The sequence below is a fragment of the Magnetococcus sp. PR-3 genome (assembly GCF_036689865.1).
In the GTDB taxonomy this organism is placed as follows: domain Bacteria; phylum Pseudomonadota; class Magnetococcia; order Magnetococcales; family Magnetococcaceae; genus Magnetococcus.
Genome location: NZ_JBAHUQ010000029.1, coordinates 48,926 through 67,575, shown reverse-complemented (window position 1 = coordinate 67,575; position 18,650 = coordinate 48,926). Strand labels below are relative to the sequence as shown.

7 protein-coding genes (1 of these 7 cut by a window edge) are annotated in these 18,650 nt (G+C 51.3%); all 7 read right to left on the bottom strand.

The genetic code is table 11. The features are described from left to right. Nucleotides 1-16 precede the first annotated feature (16 nt). On the bottom strand, nt 17-2,089 hold the full coding sequence (locus V5T57_RS15200) for a ShlB/FhaC/HecB family hemolysin secretion/activation protein (RefSeq protein WP_332892094.1): 2,073 nt from the start codon (nt 2,087-2,089) through the stop codon (nt 17-19). Nucleotides 2,090-2,192: 103 nt separating this feature from the next. After that, the gene (locus V5T57_RS15195) at nt 2,193-2,969 is read right to left on the bottom strand and encodes an efflux RND transporter periplasmic adaptor subunit (protein WP_332892093.1); all 777 of its coding nucleotides are present in this window, start codon (nt 2,967-2,969) and stop codon (nt 2,193-2,195) included. Between the two features lie 5 nt (nt 2,970-2,974). Continuing rightward, nucleotides 2,975-4,951, bottom strand: a complete 1,977-nt coding sequence (locus V5T57_RS15190; protein WP_332892092.1) for a preprotein translocase subunit SecA — start codon at nt 4,949-4,951, stop codon at nt 2,975-2,977. A 3-nt stretch (nt 4,952-4,954) separates the two neighbouring features. Then, nucleotides 4,955-7,117, bottom strand: a complete 2,163-nt coding sequence (locus V5T57_RS15185; protein ID WP_332892091.1) for a PqqD family peptide modification chaperone — start codon at nt 7,115-7,117, stop codon at nt 4,955-4,957. A gap of 3 nt (nt 7,118-7,120) precedes the next feature. After that, a complete protein-coding gene (locus V5T57_RS15180) occupies nt 7,121-8,956 on the bottom strand; it encodes an efflux RND transporter periplasmic adaptor subunit (RefSeq protein ID WP_332892090.1) in 1,836 nt (611 codons plus the stop codon). Nucleotides 8,957-9,054: 98 nt separating this feature from the next. Next, nucleotides 9,055-9,354 carry a DUF3467 domain-containing protein gene (locus tag V5T57_RS15175; protein WP_332892089.1) on the bottom strand — a complete coding sequence of 100 codons (300 nt, stop codon included), beginning with the start codon at nt 9,352-9,354 and terminating at the stop codon, nt 9,055-9,057. A 32-nt stretch (nt 9,355-9,386) separates the two neighbouring features. After that, nucleotides 9,387-18,650 carry the end of a pentapeptide repeat-containing protein gene (locus V5T57_RS15170; protein ID WP_332892088.1) on the bottom strand. Its footprint extends 25,644 nt past the window's final position, so only the last 9,264 of its 34,908 coding nucleotides appear in the window; the start codon falls outside the window, past its right edge — the gene reads right to left on this strand; it ends in the stop codon at nt 9,387-9,389.

Sequence of the window (18,650 nt, the reverse complement as noted above, 5' to 3'; positions counted from 1 at the left end):
GTGCGCATCCCTACCCTTAAAATTTCACATCACCAATGATCCACAGACGTGGATCAAGGTTTTTGTTATCAGCATCAGTGCCATCACTATCCAGCCCTGGGTTCAAACCAATCTTCTTCGCCACCATCAGGTTAAATCCACCGACGTCGGCGTAATTGGCGGTTGCCCCCAACCCGTAGCCATAGAGGCTATATTCATTGCGGTCCCCTGCATCCAGAGCGGTAGACCAAAGGTCGGCATTTTGGACAATATGACCGGCATCAAGAAAGGCGTACAAGCCTGTCTCCCAGGCATAGTATTTACCCATGTTGCGGTGCACCTCAAAACTACCGATAACACCATGGTCGCCGGAGGCCTCACCCACAGGGTAAGCCCGTACACCAGTGGGTCCACCCAAAGACATCTTTTCAGCACTATCTAAGTTTTTAGTGGCAAGCTGCGCCTGAAGTTTGCCACGAATGCTCCAATTTTCTGTTCCCGTCACAAGCGCCGAGTGATCATAGGTAAGATTAAACTTACCGAAAATATCTTCAGTTCGGGCTGTAATGGCGTCATTAGCTTGGTTAGAGGCATTTTTGGAAAGGTCCACATTACCCACAGAGGCACTCAAGCCCCAGTTCACCTGATTGCCAGAATCCGTCAGATGGCTGGCTTCCAACCCCAAGGTTGCAACATCAACTTTGCGGTGGTTGAGTTTGTAGGTACCCATGTCGTTCCACATCTGTTTGCTTTGCAAACTCAGGTTCGCAAACAGAGAGTCCCGTTCCTCAGCCATAACGGCGTAGCGTCCATCCAATGACCAGGTTCGTGAGCTACTGGTCAGATCCAATATAGAGAGATCCTGACCAATCCCCATATTAATCGCGCTATATGCAGCCTCTAACGATCCACGGCTACCAACAGGAACCGAGAAGCTCCCTTGATGGATCGTCATATCATCCGACCGGTTGTAGCTATAACTAAAGCGCTCACCAAAGCCCATGGGGCTGTTGATGTTTAACGTTCCTCGGCCTACATGTGAACCCACATAGGCTGAACCGTAGTTGTCATAAGAGACTGTGCCAGAGAAGAGATTCTCCTCTTCCACCTTAATATTGACCTGCGTGGTGCCAGGGGTTGAGCCAGGCGCCAAGTCAGCATTAATGGATTTAACACCGGGGCGTAACTTGGCCAGACGAATGGATTTATCCAGGTCCGGCACATGCAGAGGTTCACCACCTTTGACTGCTGTCGCAATATGAGACTCAATAAACGCTTTACGAAGTCGCTTACCTGCCCCAGTTACCACAATACCGTTCACACCACTGGCTGGATCAACGACCCCCTCTAACACCTCAATTTTCAGAATGCCATCATCAGCACGTTGCGGCGGTAAAAAGGCCTGAGCCACTTTATACCCTTTGCCACGCAGTACATTGGCAACCGCTTCTGCGGCATTCTGCATTTCAGTACCCGAGAGATAGCGCCCACTGAAAGGTTCTAACGCCACAGTCAGCTCTTCTTCATCAAGCAAGGTCAAACCTTGCACCTCAAAGCGTTCAACAAAGAGCCGAGGCTCAACATCAATCGGCTTCTGTTTGGCTAAGAAGACCGAGGCAGGCGTTAAACCACGTACCGCCACAGCCATTTTACGTTTTTTGATATTGGCACGAGAGATCATGACTTGGGCATCTGGATGCCCATTTTCACGAAGAAAAGCCGCCACGGCATGGACCATCTGCTCAAACTCACCAAAGGTCAGCTCACGGCCTTTCCAGGGTGCGATCACTTCATCCACTGCGGTGGCATCGACCCCAGGGTGACCTTCCAGCTTAAAGCCATCTACCGATAATTTAAGGCTATTAAGCGAGGTCCGCTTACGGGGCATGTTGGCACGAATAACAGTACGCCCCCCAAGCTTGGGGAGTTTTTGAATGGCGGGAATACGTAAAGCCTGCTGACGGTTAATGCCATCAGAGATACGTTTAGCCTCTTCATTTGTTGGGACAGCCTCGACAGCAGAGGTCGAGAACAGGATCGTCGCACCGACTACCAGCGCAGTGCCAGTAAAGTAACGTCGATTGATCTTTGGTGTCGCTGGCATGGCCATCGAAAAACCCTATTTTGAGCGTCCCAACAGGAACAATCTAAACAAAACCGCATCCAAACACGATGCTTTCCCATGAAAAACAAAGAGAATACGCACTCATTTTTCAACGCGTCAGTTTACACCGCAACCCCGCTGAAAGTCTATGCCTTTTATTGGGTAAAACCAGCCTTACTCGAAAGGTCCCACTGGCTGCATCCACCACTTTATCGATAACAGAAACCCTGGCTTCGAATCTCTTTTTCAGTAAGGGCACTTCGATGAAGCGTTTTTCCCCTTTTTTAAAGCGATTAAGCTGTGTTGCAGGTACCACCAACTCCACATGCAGAGGATCAATCCGTGCCACATTCATGATTAACTCCTGCTTAATCATATCCCCCGGATCCCGCATACGATCCACCACAACCCCATCAAATGGCGCATAGATCTGACGTAGCTTTAGTTGCTCTTTACGCTCTTGCAGCTCCAACTGGCTTAACTCCAGCTCCGTCACGATTTCATCAAGATCTTGAGGAGAGATCAGTTTTTGCCGTTTTAAGGCCTTGTTACGGTCAACCCGTCGCGTGCCATAGGCTACCCTCACCTCTTGATAAGCCACCGCTGCTTTTTCCACACCGACACTCAATTGTGCCAAGAGCTGTCCACGGCGGATAAAGTCTCCACGGTCCACCATCACTTTTTCCAGCACCCCTTCAACCTGGGTACCCATAGCCGCTTGTAAAGAGGGTTCGATTAAGCAGGAAATAGGCCCTTCACTACCTTGGTGTCGCTGGCTTAAGGCCTCCATCTCTTGCAATAACGTATCAGGATTGGCTGCCGCCGTTTGTCTACAGAGCATTAAACTAAAAGCAAACAGACAAACTGTTAACCAGGATCGCAACATATCTACTACTCCAACTCTCCGGTAAAGGAGAGCGACTGCCTAAGTTGAAAATCAGTCTTCATTAAGTGTCGCCGCACACGTCGGTGACCACGGTCTGCATAGGACTGAGCCCAGCGGTAATACGCCATCCCCAACCAGCGTGCCAGAAAGAGACCGGGCATCCATGAGAGCCACCCTCGTAAGATATGGCCCACCCAGGGCAGGAATTTCTGAGTTAGCTCATCTTCTAAAGAGAGTATCTCTTGCCAACTGCCAGGATCCCCTTGCCGGGCACAACGCCCCGCAAGCTGCCGGTCCACCCGACGGTTATCATGGCGCTCGGTTAAAATAACATGAAGACCACCAATGGCCTTAACCTCTTTGGAGAGTTTAATGTCCGTACCGCGCCCGGCCATATTGGTCGCAATGGTAATGCCACCTTTATAACCCGCCTCTGCAATGATGCTATTCTCCTCCTGATCCTGCTTGGCATTAAGCACCCGATGGATCAAACCGACCTGCTCAAAGCGTTCACTCAACTGTTCTGACGCTGCAATGGAACGGGTCCCCACCAAAACAGGCTGACCATCCAACTGGCAGCGCCGCACCGCTTCGACAATGGCATCATCCGCCTGTTCACGCCGAGCAAAGAGGCTAATCGGTACATTTTTACGCTTAGAAGGTTGGTTAGGGGAGACACGGACGACCCCCAAGCCATACACCTCAGCAATCTCTCCGCCCACCTCACGACAGGTACCGCTCATACCGGATAACCTTAAAAAACGCCGGAAAAAGAGCTGAAAACTGATCTTGGCCAAGGTCTCCTTCGGGGGGGTTACCTCCACACCTTCTTTGATTTCTATTAACTGCTGTAAACCACGCTCCCAAGCCCGATCTGGCATGACACGACCGGTGGTCTCATCCACCACCATGATTTTGTCGTCTCGAATGATATAATGGACATCCAAGTCAAAACTATGCTGGGCTGTCAGCGCTTGCACAATGGCCTCTTCCCGACGGTGCTGCCCCTGCCAAACAGGTGGCAGGTCCGTACAAAACTCTGCTAATTTTTGCCCCCCCTCTTCGGTGATGCGCGGCGGCTCCTCTTCATCCCGCTCATAATCGACCCCTTGCTCTAACTTTTGGGAGAGCGCCCAGGCAGTATGCAGAAACTCTAACTCACTGGGGTCTTTGCTGGGAGCTGAGATAATTAAAGGGGTACGGGCTTCATCCACAAAAATGGAATCTGCTTCATCAACAATGGCGTACTGTAACCCTTTGAGCATGACCTGCTCTTTACCGCCCCCCACCAAGGCATCAAAGGCCATGGCCATCGGTTTCATGCGTTCCCCCAACTCAATACGGTCACGCAGATAGTCAAAAACCAGTGTTTTACTGGTACAGTAGACAATATTAGCCCGGTAGCCTGCCTGTTTTTCATCGGCATCCATGGTCTCTGTCACCACCCCGGTGGTCAGGCCTAGAGCACCATAAAGCGGACCCATCAGCTCGGCATCCCGACGGGCTAAATATTCATTGACGGTCACCACATGCACGGTAAACCCTGCCAAAGCAGCCGTTGCTGCGGGCAGCGTTGCGGTCAGTGTTTTACCTTCACCGGTATCCATCTCAGCCACATAAGCCTGCAGCATGATATATCCCCCTTTAAGCTGAGAGGGAAAATGACGCATCTGCAAAACACGGTGGGCCATGAGTCGAACATGAGCAAAGGCATGCACAACCAGGGCATCCTCCAAGCCATCTCGGCGCAGTGCCAATGTTAGCTCTTCGAGATCAGACCGCAGTTGTTCGGGGGGGAGAGGTGCCAAAGACCGTTCTGCTTTAAGTACTTTCTTGATCATGCGTGAAAGCACAAAGTGGTTGACCTGCTTATTACGCATCCAGGTTAAACGAATACGCTCCCCCATACGGTCTAGCCAACTTAATTCCAGATGGCCGGGCTGTTGAGGATAGGAATCGCCATGGAGAGAGAGGTTAAACATACCTTACACCGCAAACCGCTTGAGGAAGGTTTGGCGTAAAGAACGGTACCACTGCATCATCATAGGTTCCGGTTTATGCACAAAACGCACATACAAGCGAGACCCCAACGTTTGCGGACGCTCATCCCCAATAAAGGCCAGTTCAAACTGAAAGAGCGATACAATGGCCTTAGCCCCACCGCCTTCATCCATCGCCTCAGGATCCAAGCCAATTTCTCCCCCGCCCTGTAAAGAGAGCGCCATACTGGGTAGATCTTGACTGGCGGCGGGGACTTCTCGTGCAATACGGGCGGGAATAAGACGATGAATTTGATCCACGCTCCGCAACTCCACACCAACCGTGCGGTTACGCACCAAATCTACCGACCCTTGAGGCACCACCGTCAACAGTGAAAAACGGGCAGGATCCAACACATACCCCAATACGTCACCACGTAAGAGATAGCGCCCTTCAAAATCCTGTGGAGAGGGTAAGGCAAATGTACCGGCATGAGAGGCACGAATGTCCATCTGAGACAAGCGGTTTTGGGTATCTTCCAATTCTCGGACAACATGGCCCAGCTCATAATTTACAATCTGGCCGGCCACAGCGGATTCATCCGTCCGGGCCAAAACCAAGCGGTTTTCAAGTTCCAGCCTACGGGCCAACAGCTGTTCTTGACGGCTACTAATTTGGGGTTCTTTACAGGTGAGCAACAGATCACCTGCTTCCACCAAGGAACCAGGTGCCACCACGACTGTTTCACCATAGCAGGGCATGGGGGCGACAACACGAGATTGATCCGGCATCCAGATCACCCCCTCGGTAATGGTCGATGCCGTGACCGGGACAGTCCCTAAATAGAGCAACAGCCCCCCAACACCACTAAAAACAACCCCCATGGCGCGCTTGCGTTGCCCCGTTAATGTGGGGCTAAAAAAGAGAAACTTCACCCCCTTCATTAATGGCATCAACAGCATGGCATACCCAGCCCAAAAGGCCAGCAACACCCCGACAAAAAAGAACTGCTCAGCCACCATAAAAATAATGGCACCGGCAATGAACATTCGGTACACAAAGCTGGACAAGCCAAAACTGACCAACCACGGACCTTCCCGCTTACTCAAATGGGGGGGCTCAATATTTTTACGGACGCCATACAGATAAAAGCTGGTGAGATAACTGATATATTGGTTGGCTTTTTTACCCAAACTGGGGATCTCCAACCAATCGGCCAAGATATAATATCCATCAAAACGCAAAAGCGGATTAATGTTAAAAATCAAGGTGGTCATACCGGCCAACATGATGGTCTGGTAGAGAATAGCCTTGGTCAAGCCTGGGGAAGCGTTACTCCACAGCTCAATGGCAATAACTGCCACGGCCAGTTCCAGCATCATCCCCCCCATACCAATCAACATACGCTGCCCCTTACTACGCAGGGACATCGCATGACTGGCATCCAGATAGGGAATAGGCATTAGGGCTAAAAACATGAGCCCCATTTCGTGACACTGCCCCCCCAAAAGCTTGATCATTAAACCGTGACCAAACTCATGGATCAATTTAACCATAGGAAAAATAAACCAGAGCAGCAGAACATTCTCCGGTGTAAAAACCCGTGATATAACATCTTCTGTTAGGGGGTCCCAATGATAAGCAACTAAAAAGCCCCCCCAAATCATCAAGGCGAACCAGGCCACCAACAGGAGTTTTTTCCCCCAGGGACCAATCCACCCCACCATACCATTTAACAAACGGTCTGGGTCATACACGGGTATTTTGAGGGAAAGCGGGTTGGAGATGTACTGTTTGAGCTTCATTTTCTTCATCCGACCCGTGCGCTTATTCAGCTCCTCCAGGTCAGGTTTTCGATCACTTAACAGCACATTGGATTGATGTAACTGGGACAATAACTGCAAAATTTCATCTTGGGTTGGTGCTTCATCCCCTAGGGTCAGACAGGCATTTTGCCAAATATCTTCTAAGGTACGCACGCCATCCATCAAAGCCACAACCCGATAAGCCGCCGGGTTAATCCGCAAAAAGCGTCCACTGGCCAGATCTTGAATCACATACCAACGCTCACCCCGGTAGAGGTGGCGGTAGATCTGAGCCTGACTACGCAGTTTGGGTTTAAGCTTGGCCACCCGATACCAGGAAGTAGAAAAAAGTGCGGAGCTCATACCTTAGATCCCCAGCAAAGTCCACGCCTTCAGGCGTAGCCAATCACTAAAGCGGCGGGTCCAGATCCATAGAAGAAGACGCTCTTCTACCTCAATTTTCCCCACCCCTTCCATACCTGGCCGTACCAGTGCCACACCATCCAACAGCTCGGCCTCTACCCGAAAACGGTTGGTTCCCTCCTCGGCCATGGCCACAGGGGTGATCAAACCAATTTTAATGGGAAAACGCTCATTGGGCAGCGCAGTAAGAATCAACTGACCGATCTGTCCAGATATGACATGGGCAATATCCGACTCTTCCACTTGCAGTACCACGCGGTAGCTGTTCAGAGGTGCCAATTCAAACAAGGTCTCCCCTTTTTGTACAGCACTACCCAGCCGCTGGGTTAAATCCCCACTCACCACCAATCCAGCAAAAGGGGCGGTCAGTTGTGCCCGTCTTAACTTCTCCTGTGCCAAAGCTCGCTGTGCGGAGGCCTGCCGGGCTTGTGCCAGCGCAATGCGTACTTGGGCAGAGTTATGCTGAGCCTCAGCATCCTGAGCTTGCTTCATAAACTGTACTTGTTGACTGGCCCAACGGGAGGCTTCCAAACGCACCTCCCGATCGTCCATGGTCGCTAGCACCTCATCAACTTTGACATACTGTCCAGCACGAGCAGGAGCCGAAGCGACAAAACCATCAAAAGGTGCGGCAACCACACGCTGGGTTCCCCCTTCCAATTTGGCATCGGCAGCGACACGAAACATACCAGTGGTCAAGGTAAAGAACATACCCAAGGCGACCATGGTGATGAAGGTCAACTTCATCCCCACATGCCCCGCTCCTAACAGCCGCTCAAAAAAGCGCCCCAGACCTTTTAACAATCGGCGGGGTATGGAACGCTGGCTTTCGCGTTTTTCCAACAACACACGTCCCAAAATTGGCGGCAGCCCCATGGCCAACTGGTGCTGTGTTGCATCGATCTCCTGTTCAGACCATTCGTAGAGAAACACCCCATACTGACTTTCAGATACGAAAAAGGGGACCGACAAGACCACCCCATTACCATGCTGTTGGGTCAGAGCCAGGTGCTCACGCACCACCATTGGGGTACCCTCTTGCTCGGTTATGGATGGTTTGAGCTTATTATAATAAACAGGCAGGCCCTGATCAGCGGCTTCATTCATTGCCGCTTCAAGATCCTGCACCAAATCAATTTTTTTTGAGAAATCCGCCGAGTGAGAAAGTGCGGAAAACTTGACCATACCACGGTCACCAAAACCAAGAGAGACCCGATCACACCCCAACTCAACCGCTGCTTCTGTCAGAGTAATCTGGTAGGCATCCTGAGCTTTTTCAGCCTCAAGGGCACTCATCATCAGGTTCAGCGCCCGCATAAGTCGCTCGTTCAGGGCACTGTTAATACTGCCCTCTTCAGCAGGCTCCGCATCTCGATTCCATAACCAACCCAACCCCCACTGAATCCAGGTTTTAGCCTGTGCAGGTACATTAGGCTGTTTAAACCCTAGACCAACAACCCCCAACAGATCCATATCCTGAATAATGGGAACGGCCAGTACCCCGCCGGATGTACCCTGCCGGGTTACAGGCAGTCGCATTTCCAACGCCTGCTCACAGGCATTGGCCAATGGTGCCCCACAGTTTTTTTGTGGTGGCCAGAATGCAACAGGCTGAAAAGGACCAGTATTGGCCTCCCCCATCACCAGCACAGCCTCACTAACCTGCCCCGCTTGACGGGCAAGCAGATGCATCCACACCTCGATAAACTGAGCATCGTCACGGGTTGTGTGTAGCTGCTTCCATAGGTCAGTGGTCAGTTCCTGGTAATCACCACTCATGGGCTCTCTTCATCTCATAGCAAGGCCCATGTACCATCAGGTACATGGGCCAAAACCGGTGGAAAACACCCACCAAACCAACAACAACAGGACAGTTTTTAGATTTTCAACTGACCATAGCGTGTCTCATACTCTTTCAGGGCCATATCCAGCATGGCTTGAAGACGCTTGGCTGCATAAGGGTTGAGCACAACCCGGTTAGAGAGATTGACCGTCACCTCTTTACTATCAGCCTGCCAAGCTTGATTGGCCCCAAACAGAACCATGATCTCTTCACGGGTGCCCAACACATTGCAAACGTTGGCGTAGGTGGTATCCATGCTGCTGTCGTCCCACACAATGCTGGGATTACCGGCCCCTTCAGGGGCGACCTTGGTTTCTGCGTTCTCTTCAGCCATCTTCTCTATACTCCAGAGCGTTGAAAGATTGATTATGAATTAAAACTGCGCGTTATACGTTGGAACAAACCACGTTTGGCGATCTTACCGTTATCAGAACGTTTTTCGCTACTATTTTGCGTAGGTTGGTTCCACTGAATTCGTCCCATACCTGTTCCACCCATGGAAGCCGCCAATGCTGCACTTCCTGCAATGGCCTCACCCATACTGGTATCCCCTGCATTAGCTTGATCATCTGTAGCGGCCTCTCCCTCTTCACCATCCGCAGGGGCTTCACCATCTGCAGGGGCTTCACCATCCGCAGGCGCTTCACCATCCACAGGAACTTCACCATCCGCAGGAGCCTCACCATCCACAGGGGCTTCACCATCCACAGGGGCTTCACCACCCTCTCCTTCGGTATTGTCCTCACCATCACCCTCTGTGTTCTCGCCCTCTTCCCCAGCTTGACCCGCTGCATCCTGCTGGTCACCACCCTGGGCCTCTTCTCCTCCACCTTCCGCTTCAGCAGGCTGGCCACCTTGGTCACCCGCCTGGTTTTCGCCACCCTGGTCAGCAGGTGCTTCACCCGCAGCTTGTCCTTGCTGTCCACCATCGGCTGGCGTACCACCATCGGCTGGCGTACCACCATCGGCTGGCGTACCACCATCGGCTGGTGCTCCACCATCGGCTGGTGCTCCACCATCGGCTGGTGCTCCACCATCGGCTGCTGCTCCACCATCGGCTGCTGCTCCACCATCGGCTGGTGCTTGGGTTCCACCATCGGCTGGTGCTTGGGTTCCACCATCGGCTGGTGCTTGGGTTCCACCATCGGCTGGTGCTTGGGTTCCACCATCGGCTGGTGCTTGGGTTCCACCATCGGCTGGTGCTTGGGTTCCGCCATCGGCTGGTGCTTGGGTTCCACCATCGGCTGGTGCTTGGGTTCCACCCTGGCCAGAAGGTGCTGTTGTGGAGCTCGTTGGGCTAGGTGTACTACCCTGACTACCACTGCCTGCTGGAGGTGTTGTCGGCGTTGTGGTCGTTGGTGCATTTCCACCCGTGGTACTGATTAATCCACCAGGGCTCTGCCCTGTGTCATTTCCATTACCTAGAGGATTCGTAGCGGAACCGCCATCATTCCCCCCTTGGCTACCTTGCCCAGAGTCACCCTGTGTCCCTAACTGTTGCTGAGGGACAGGGGACGTGTTTTGTCCACCAGAGGTATTGGCTGGATCAGACCCAGACTCATCATTGGGATTATTTGGCGGTGGCAATGCAGAAGAAGCTGCAGCTGCAATTTCCAAATCCGTCGGTGGTTCTACAAGTCCATGAACCGTAATGGTAATGGATGTTTGATCCTGTCCATCTGCCGAAGAAACGGCAAAGGTATCAACCGCTTGATCTCCGGTATTCAGTTCGCCCAGAGCTGTCCCATCATTATCAAGCTCATAAACCCAACTGCCATCCGCGGTCAGTGTGAGCGTACCATACGTGCCAACCAAGCTACCGGCCTGAACTTTATTTTCATGCTCATCCACATCTACAACATTCAACTTACCATGAACAATACTGTCACGGTTATCATCAAACTCATGCACCACACCCTGGGTATTACCGGATATCACGGCATCATCCTGGCTACCCATAATGGTGATGCTTACCTTACCTAAAGTACCGTCCAAACTGCTGAAGGGGAACAGCTCCATAAGGTGTTGGCCTGCTGGCAACTGCTGTACAGCCAACAGAGTGTTATCCAACACATAGCTCCATGTACCGGAGCTATCCAAACTAAAGCTACCGTACAGACCGTTGGAGTTAACCGCCTGGAAGGTGCTTTGGTCACTATCGGAATCGACAACTGAAATCTGATCCGTAATGGTTGTTGTACCATCTTCCGTGACCGTACCGGTTATAGCCCCACCCAAAACAGCCGCATCATCACTACCGGAGACGGTAATCACCACTGCGGTTGTGGTGCCATCGGCTGTTGTGACCGTAAAGCTCTCAGTAACCTGCTGGCTGGCTTTCAACCCCTGAACAGAGCCGGAGCTGTTATTCAGCTGATATCCCCAGTCCCCCCCACTGGTAATACTGAAGGAGCCCAGTAAACCTTGTTGTTGACCAGCATTGAACTGAGCCTGAGCATCATCCAGATCACTAACACTTAAGCTACCAGTAGCCTCTAAAGTGCCATCCTCATTCACACTGGCTGATGCAGAACCACTGATTTGAGGGGCATCATCTGCACCGCTTAAGTTAACAACCACCTGAGTTACGGTACCGTCTGCTGTGGTTACGTCAAAACTGTCATTCACAACTTGGTTACCAATAAGGCCTTGAACAGATGTGGCACTGTTGTTGAGCTGATAACTCCAAGCACCGGCGCTATCCATGCTGAAGCTACCGTAGTTACTGACTTTACTGACAGCGACAAATAGACTTTGCCCACTGTCGGCATCATTAATGGTGAGCTGACCGGTAATGCTGGCGGTTCCATCTTCAGCGACCTGACCACCCTGGTCACCACTATACTGTGGGGCGTCCCCAGCACCATCAATCGTCACAACGACACTGGTTGAAGTCGCATCGATGGTGGTGACGTTAAAGGTCTCACTGGCTTGATGACCTTGCAGCAACCCCTGTACAGCCGAACTACTATTCGTCAGCTGATAGCTCCAGGCTCCCGTACTATCCAGTACAAACTGACCATAGGTACCACTCTGGGTACTGGCGTTATAGGATGCCTCACCACTGTCTACATCGGTCACCGTTAGTGTACCGGAGACGCTCGTTACACCATCTTCACTTAATTGGCCGGTACCGCTACTCACAGCTGCACCATCCTGATTACCCGTTACCGTAACGGCAACAGCTTGAGACCCGCCATCGCTGGTATTAACCGTAAAGGTATCGGTGACCTGCTGGCCGTTGGTCAGTGACTGAACACCTGTTTTTGTATTATCCAGTTGGTAACTCCACGCACCATCTGCCGCGATCGTAAATGCGCCATAGGTACCTGTAGAACTGGCGGCTGTTATCGTCGCATCGATCACATCCGGGTCTACCACAGTCAAGGTGCCACTGACGGCACTGGTATCATCTTCCGTCACACTGCCTGTACTGGTTCCACTCAGGGTTGAGACATCATCCGCACCCTTCACACGAATGGTCACCGTCGTGCTTTGACCATCGGTGGTTGTTACCTGGAAGGTTTCTGGTCGATCATGGCCCGCCATGAGTGATTGAACCGCTGTACCACTGTTATCCAGCGTATAGGTCCAGCTGCCATCGCTCTTAACCGACAACGTACCAAACTGCTGTGTGGTGGATGCTTCGGTAAAGATTGCCTTACCACCATTCAGAGCTTCAAGCCCCAGGTAGCCACTGACACTCTGGGTACCATCTTCTGTAACCTCACCACTACCGGTCGCGGTGGTTTCAGGTCGGGTATCAACCCCATCCTCACTGAGCACATAATCGGTATCGGTCATCCCCATTTCGTTGTACTCACCCAGCACAACCACACTAACCACTTTACTCCAGGCACCCGCAGGGTCCGTACTATCGGTCGGTGAAACCTGGATGGAACCTGTACCTGGAATAATGGAATCCACACCCAACTGCGCACCACTAAGTAGATCTGTACCCAACCCACCAATGATCAGGTTATCGCCCTTGGTCGGCAGGGAGAGGGTGTCGATCATATTGCTCTCTAGGGCAGAGGATTCATCATTAACCTGAATAAAGTTTGGCACCCCAATGGTTTGGGAAAGACCATCATCATCGGTATAGGTATAGAGGGTCATGTTAACCTGACCACTATCCCCCATCACCAAACGGGTGGCTGCATCCGAGGCATTAACCGTTAGCGAATCATTACCCACCCCACCAAACAGATAGACATCACCATTTTTAATGGTCACGGTATCCGCACCATCATTGGTCTCAGGGATCGAGGCCAACAAGGAGACCGCTCCGGTTCCATTGGTGTCATATGCCGCTTTACCTGCATCACCAAAGACGATGGAGCTATCCACATCTGTGGTTAAAACAGTGATGGTGTCATCACCCACTCCGCCGAACACCAATTTTTCACCATTGCCTGTCTTAATGGTATCTTTGCCACCGGTACTGGAGCTCTTAACTTCTGCATACAGGTGGTTGTAATTCTGACTGGCGGTGCCGCGCTGGTAGAGAAGGTTATCGCCTGAGATCACCTCACGCATACCTGTCGAACCCACCACCGACACAGAGTCATTACCCAGACCACCAGCCAACACATTGAATTCTGTAGTCAGATACATATCCAGTGTGCCGATATCATCATCCACATAATCCGGATCCTTAACAGGATCGTTGGAAACATCAACCTTGATGGTGTCATTACCAGCTGTGGAGATGTTGCTGTCAGCCGTGGCAAAATCGGTGATCAAACCATCGGTACCAAAGCTCATTGTGGCGTTATCACCGGCCACAGCACGCTCACTCACTACAATGGTGTTGGAACCATCTGAGTTTTCAACAGCGTTACCGGAATCATCCGTCTCAACATAAGAGCGGGTGGCATAGAGGGTAATGGTGTCATTACCAATTCCGCCAACCGCGACTTTGTGGCCATCAAACGTGGTCCCTTTTTGGCCAATGGTCATGGTGTCATGCCCACCGTTGGTGGTACCGATACTGGTTAAGGTCTGGAGAATACCCCAGCGATTAACCCGTTTTTTCGCTTCCTCTTCAGCCTCTGTCAAAGCAGGGTCATCATAGTCAGAGACCGATGCCCAATACTCAGGGGCGGTATCTGAATCAAACACCAAGGAGCCTGAATCACCCATGGCAATGGTGTTGCCACTTCCTGTGAGGATGGTATCCCCTGACATACCACCAATCACCACATGGTCGCCTGCGGCCAGCTCAATGGTATCTACCCCACCCGCAACCGGTAACAGGCTACGCATGGTTTTTAAATACCCTTCGGTTGCTCGGGTAATATTGATGTTATCCCCTGCCGCAACCGTATCAGCCAGCAGACCGGAAACATTAATGGTATCAGAGCCCATACCACCGACCGCAATGACCTCACCCATGACACCAGCCAGTGAGCCTGTGGGGCCAATAAGCATGGTATCGTCACCACCCGTTGTGGCCGTGGTGTCTTCACTGTTTATGGTAATCAATACCTCTTGACTATCACTATCTAGTGTATAGGCCAGATAGACGTTATCCCCAAAGGCAAACCGCTCATTGGGTGGATCATCTGCCGTACCCGCTGTGATCTCAGCTTCTGTGGCACTGGTACTAGCCACCGTCAGCTTGTCATCGTCCTTACCACCGATAAAGGTGACATCACCATCCCCAACCGTCAGTTGGTCATCCCCACCAAAGTAGAGACCTGAACTGGTGATAGAGGTTAGGTTGCCATCCTTCGCACGGCTGTAGGTAATATCAACAGAGTCCCCGGCAAACAGGGTTTCATCATCCAGGTTAACGGTGACCACATCGGCAACATCGGCCCCCATACCACCCACGATAATCTTTTCACCCTGGCCTGTTTCAATGGTATCCCCTCCCCCTTGGTTGGTGAGCAGAGAGTTGATATCCAAATGATAGTAGCTGGAGGTTGATCGCTCATAGAAGACGTTATCACCAAAGATGACATCTTCTGAGGTGCTGGTATCTTCAATCATGATGGTATCAGCCGCCATACCACCGATAATCACCTGATAGCCTAGATCATTGGTGGTCGCGCGGTTACCAATGGTGATGGCATCATCCCCACCCATCGCCGCCACGGCATCATTACTTTCAATCTTATAAAGGCCACCATGTAGGTCAAAGTTGACCTCCATATTGTCACCGGTGATATAACGACCGGTACGCCCTTTGGCCTCTAGATCACTAACCCCATCGACGGTACGTACACCCGTGAGGTCTTTTACCCCGTTGGCAGCGGCAACCTCTTCGGTATAGACCGTAATGGTATCATCCCCATAACCACCCATAACCACTTTAAAGCCTTCGTACAAAGTGATCAGATCATTACCACCAATCACATTATCCAGGCTCTGCATTTTACGTAGAATACCGTTTTCGGAATCCTTATCGTAATCAAGCTGGCCGTTATCCCCGATCACCAAGTGATCACCATGGATGGCACTCATCTCATCCTGTCCAAAGCCACCCACCATCACTTTACCGCCACTACCGGTAATAATGGTGTCGTCACCCCCTTTGTCGTTCACCAGGGTTTTGGCTTTCAACATCCAGTTTTGATCTGTAGCGCTATCTTCGTTTTGTGCACGGAAGATGTACGCGTTATCCCCGAAGATCATGTCTTCACTGGTGGTGGTATTCCAAATTTTAATGGTGTCGTCAAACATACCACCGGTAATGATGTTCTCTCCCAGTGTACTGGTATCATCCTCCACACCCACGGTAATGGTATCGTTGGAACCGTGGTCATCCTTCTCATTCAGGGTCTGAAGCAGGTACAGCTCACCATAGGTATCGTAGGTAAGTGAGACATTATCACCACTGATTTGACGGATGGAGTCACTGGTGGTCTCAACCGTGATGGTATCGGAATAAAGCCCGCCAACAATCACCTTGTCGCCATTGGCGGTACGAATGGTATCACTACCACCATAGAGTTGTGTATAGAGGGTTGAGTTAACCGTACGTAGCGCTTGGGCTTGGGCCGTGTCATAGGGGTTCCAGGTGATAATACCACTATCCCCGAGCAGCACATCGCTACTGGTGGTGGTCCCCAAGACGGTTACCGTATCATTCGCCATACCTGCGATGACCACATTGATCCCCAGGTCGGAACTATCACCGTCCAAACCAATGGTAATGGTATCGGCATCTCCCGTGGTATCTACCGTATCTGTGGTTTCCATTTGTGTGATACCACCTTGGGTATCATACGTAATGGTCACATTATCCCCACCGATGTGTCGGTTGGAGTTACTGGTGGTCTCAACGGTAATGGTGTCCTGCCCGTAACCACCCACAATGCTCTTGTCACCATTGGCAGTACGGATAGTATCGTTACCCCCCAGATCCAAAACCGTGGAAGTTACGCTGCGTAGAGCGTAGGCCGTATCGGTATCCCCATCATTACGGACGATGGTGCCGTTATCCGAGACAATAACATCCACACTGGTGGTGGTGCCGGACACCGTAATGGCATCAGCCCCCATGCCTGAGGCGATGATGTTCATACCAATATCGTGACTGTCAGAATCTCCAGCGATGGTAATGGTATCGTTATCACCATTGGCAGCATCGGTATCGGTCGTTTTCAACTCTGTTAACTTACCAGCGCTATCAAAGGTCATGGAGCCGTGGTCACCCAAGATATAGCGGTAGTTCACACCAGTGGAAAGACCCGCGCTGATGGTAATGACATCCTGCCCAAGACCACCCGCGACAATGTTGTCACCATTAGCCAGAGAGATCGTATCGGCCGAGTCCGTAGCATCCGTTTGAGGATCTGCAATCAGCGAAGAGAGGACCTCAGAAGAGGCATAACTGATGGTACCTGTATCACCCAAGACAACATTGCGGCTGTCCTGATTATCTGTCGCGGTGATGGTATCTCCCTCAACACCACCAATAATTACATTATTACCTGTGGTCACGCTGATGATATCGGTACCACCAATATCAAAGCCTGTATCCACCTCTAAAGGACGACGTGAAGAGGTATCAAAGGTGAGCTTACCCACATCCCCCACAATGGTGCTATCGCCAGAACCTGAGGTAATGTTGTCATTACCTTCACCACCAAAGATCAGGTGATCACCATCCAGGGCGGTAATGGTGTCGTTACCACCATCAGCACGGGTGCTGTTGTTGATCTCTGAGAGGTCACCATCACTATCAAAATCTAAAGTGGCACGGTCACCAATAACGGTGTCATCACCATTACCGGTATAGAAGAAGTCATGACCATTCTCACCCATGAGAATATCATTACCTTCATCCCCTTTAAGGGTCTGTGTACCTGGGCTGGTATCCGAGAAGTTTTTCACTTCACGGTCGTACCATGTCCACTCCCGTGTAGGCAGCGTATTCCAGCTCTTAATATCTGACCCACCATCGGAGTTGAAGTTAAAGCCGACGATCAGATCATCTGCATCACGCCCTTCGAGCGTATCATCCCCCGCATTACCAATAAGGATGTTCTGCATGTAGTTACCAATAAAGGTATCACCACCCGCGCCCCCGATCATGTTGTGGAATTCACGGATCTCCATGGCGGTTTCACCACCAAAGCTACTGGTTCCCTCCTGATCCACCGTGACACCATCGGTCCACTGAGAGAAGTCGATGATATTACGAGCCCCTGAACGCTCGTCACCTTTGTTTTCACCCACACTATCTGTGTTGGCACCATAGATCTTACCGGAAACCGCAGCACCGGGATCGATGATAAAGGCATCACTATGCAGACCGCCGACCAGATTTTCGAAATCGGTAAATTCGAAGAAGCGCTCACCCTCTGGGGTTGCACCACTGGTACCATTCAAAACGGTACCGGCATTAAGACTTGTCAGCGTCACTGTTAGACGCTCTTCGTCTCCTGACATGTCCATAAAGTCATTACCGGATCCACCTAAGAACAGACCAAGCTCTGAGGGATCATCCCAAATAACGATGTTGTTGTTCTCATCAAAGCCCTGACGGTTGGCATCATCCACCACCAGGTCCAACGCAATCTCAGAGAAATCCACGGTGTTACTATCCGGTACCGCCGAGCCATCATCATCTTCAATATAGGCGGTGTCCCAATCTTCCAGGAAGCGGTAAGTATCCGCCCCCAAGCCCCCACGCATGGTGGTTTCACCCGCACGGGCAATGATCAGGTCATCCCCTTTGCCACCTTCCAGGGTAGAGGTATCGGTACCACTGATGAGGATATCGTTCCCCCCACCGCCAATAATGGTGTCATTACCTTCACCAGCAATGACCAACATATCAATATCATCCACAGCGGAGGCATCGATCGTGTCATCGCCTGTACCGGTGTAAGCCCGAATACTGGTTACCCCACGGTAGGTTTTCTTGTAGGTATTCCCTTTAGGTAGAACCGCTGTGATCTCAATGGTATCTGCACCGGTCTGAACCAGGGTGTAGAACTCATCACCATCTTCCGTATCAATGTGACGGCGATCTTTGGCGTACTTCTCACCTGCGGTGTGGCCATCCACCGTCACAGGGGTACCATCCGAGCCCACATGTAGATCCAACACCCCATCATTTACACTGGCTAAAATGGGTACGCAAGGTACCGGATCCCACTGTTTTTCATAGAG

Coding starts and splice junctions, on each gene's coding strand:
- V5T57_RS15180 (WP_332892090.1), bottom strand. CDS start 8,956: ATGAGTGGTGATTACCAGGAACTGACCACTGACCTATGGAAGCAGCTA.
- V5T57_RS15175 (WP_332892089.1), bottom strand. CDS start 9,354: ATGGCTGAAGAGAACGCAGAAACCAAGGTCGCCCCTGAAGGGGCCGGT.
- V5T57_RS15190 (WP_332892092.1), bottom strand. CDS start 4,951: ATGTTTAACCTCTCTCTCCATGGCGATTCCTATCCTCAACAGCCCGGC.
- V5T57_RS15185 (WP_332892091.1), bottom strand. CDS start 7,117: ATGAGCTCCGCACTTTTTTCTACTTCCTGGTATCGGGTGGCCAAGCTT.
- V5T57_RS15195 (WP_332892093.1), bottom strand. CDS start 2,969: ATGTTGCGATCCTGGTTAACAGTTTGTCTGTTTGCTTTTAGTTTAATG.
- V5T57_RS15200 (WP_332892094.1), bottom strand. CDS start 2,089: ATGGCCATGCCAGCGACACCAAAGATCAATCGACGTTACTTTACTGGC.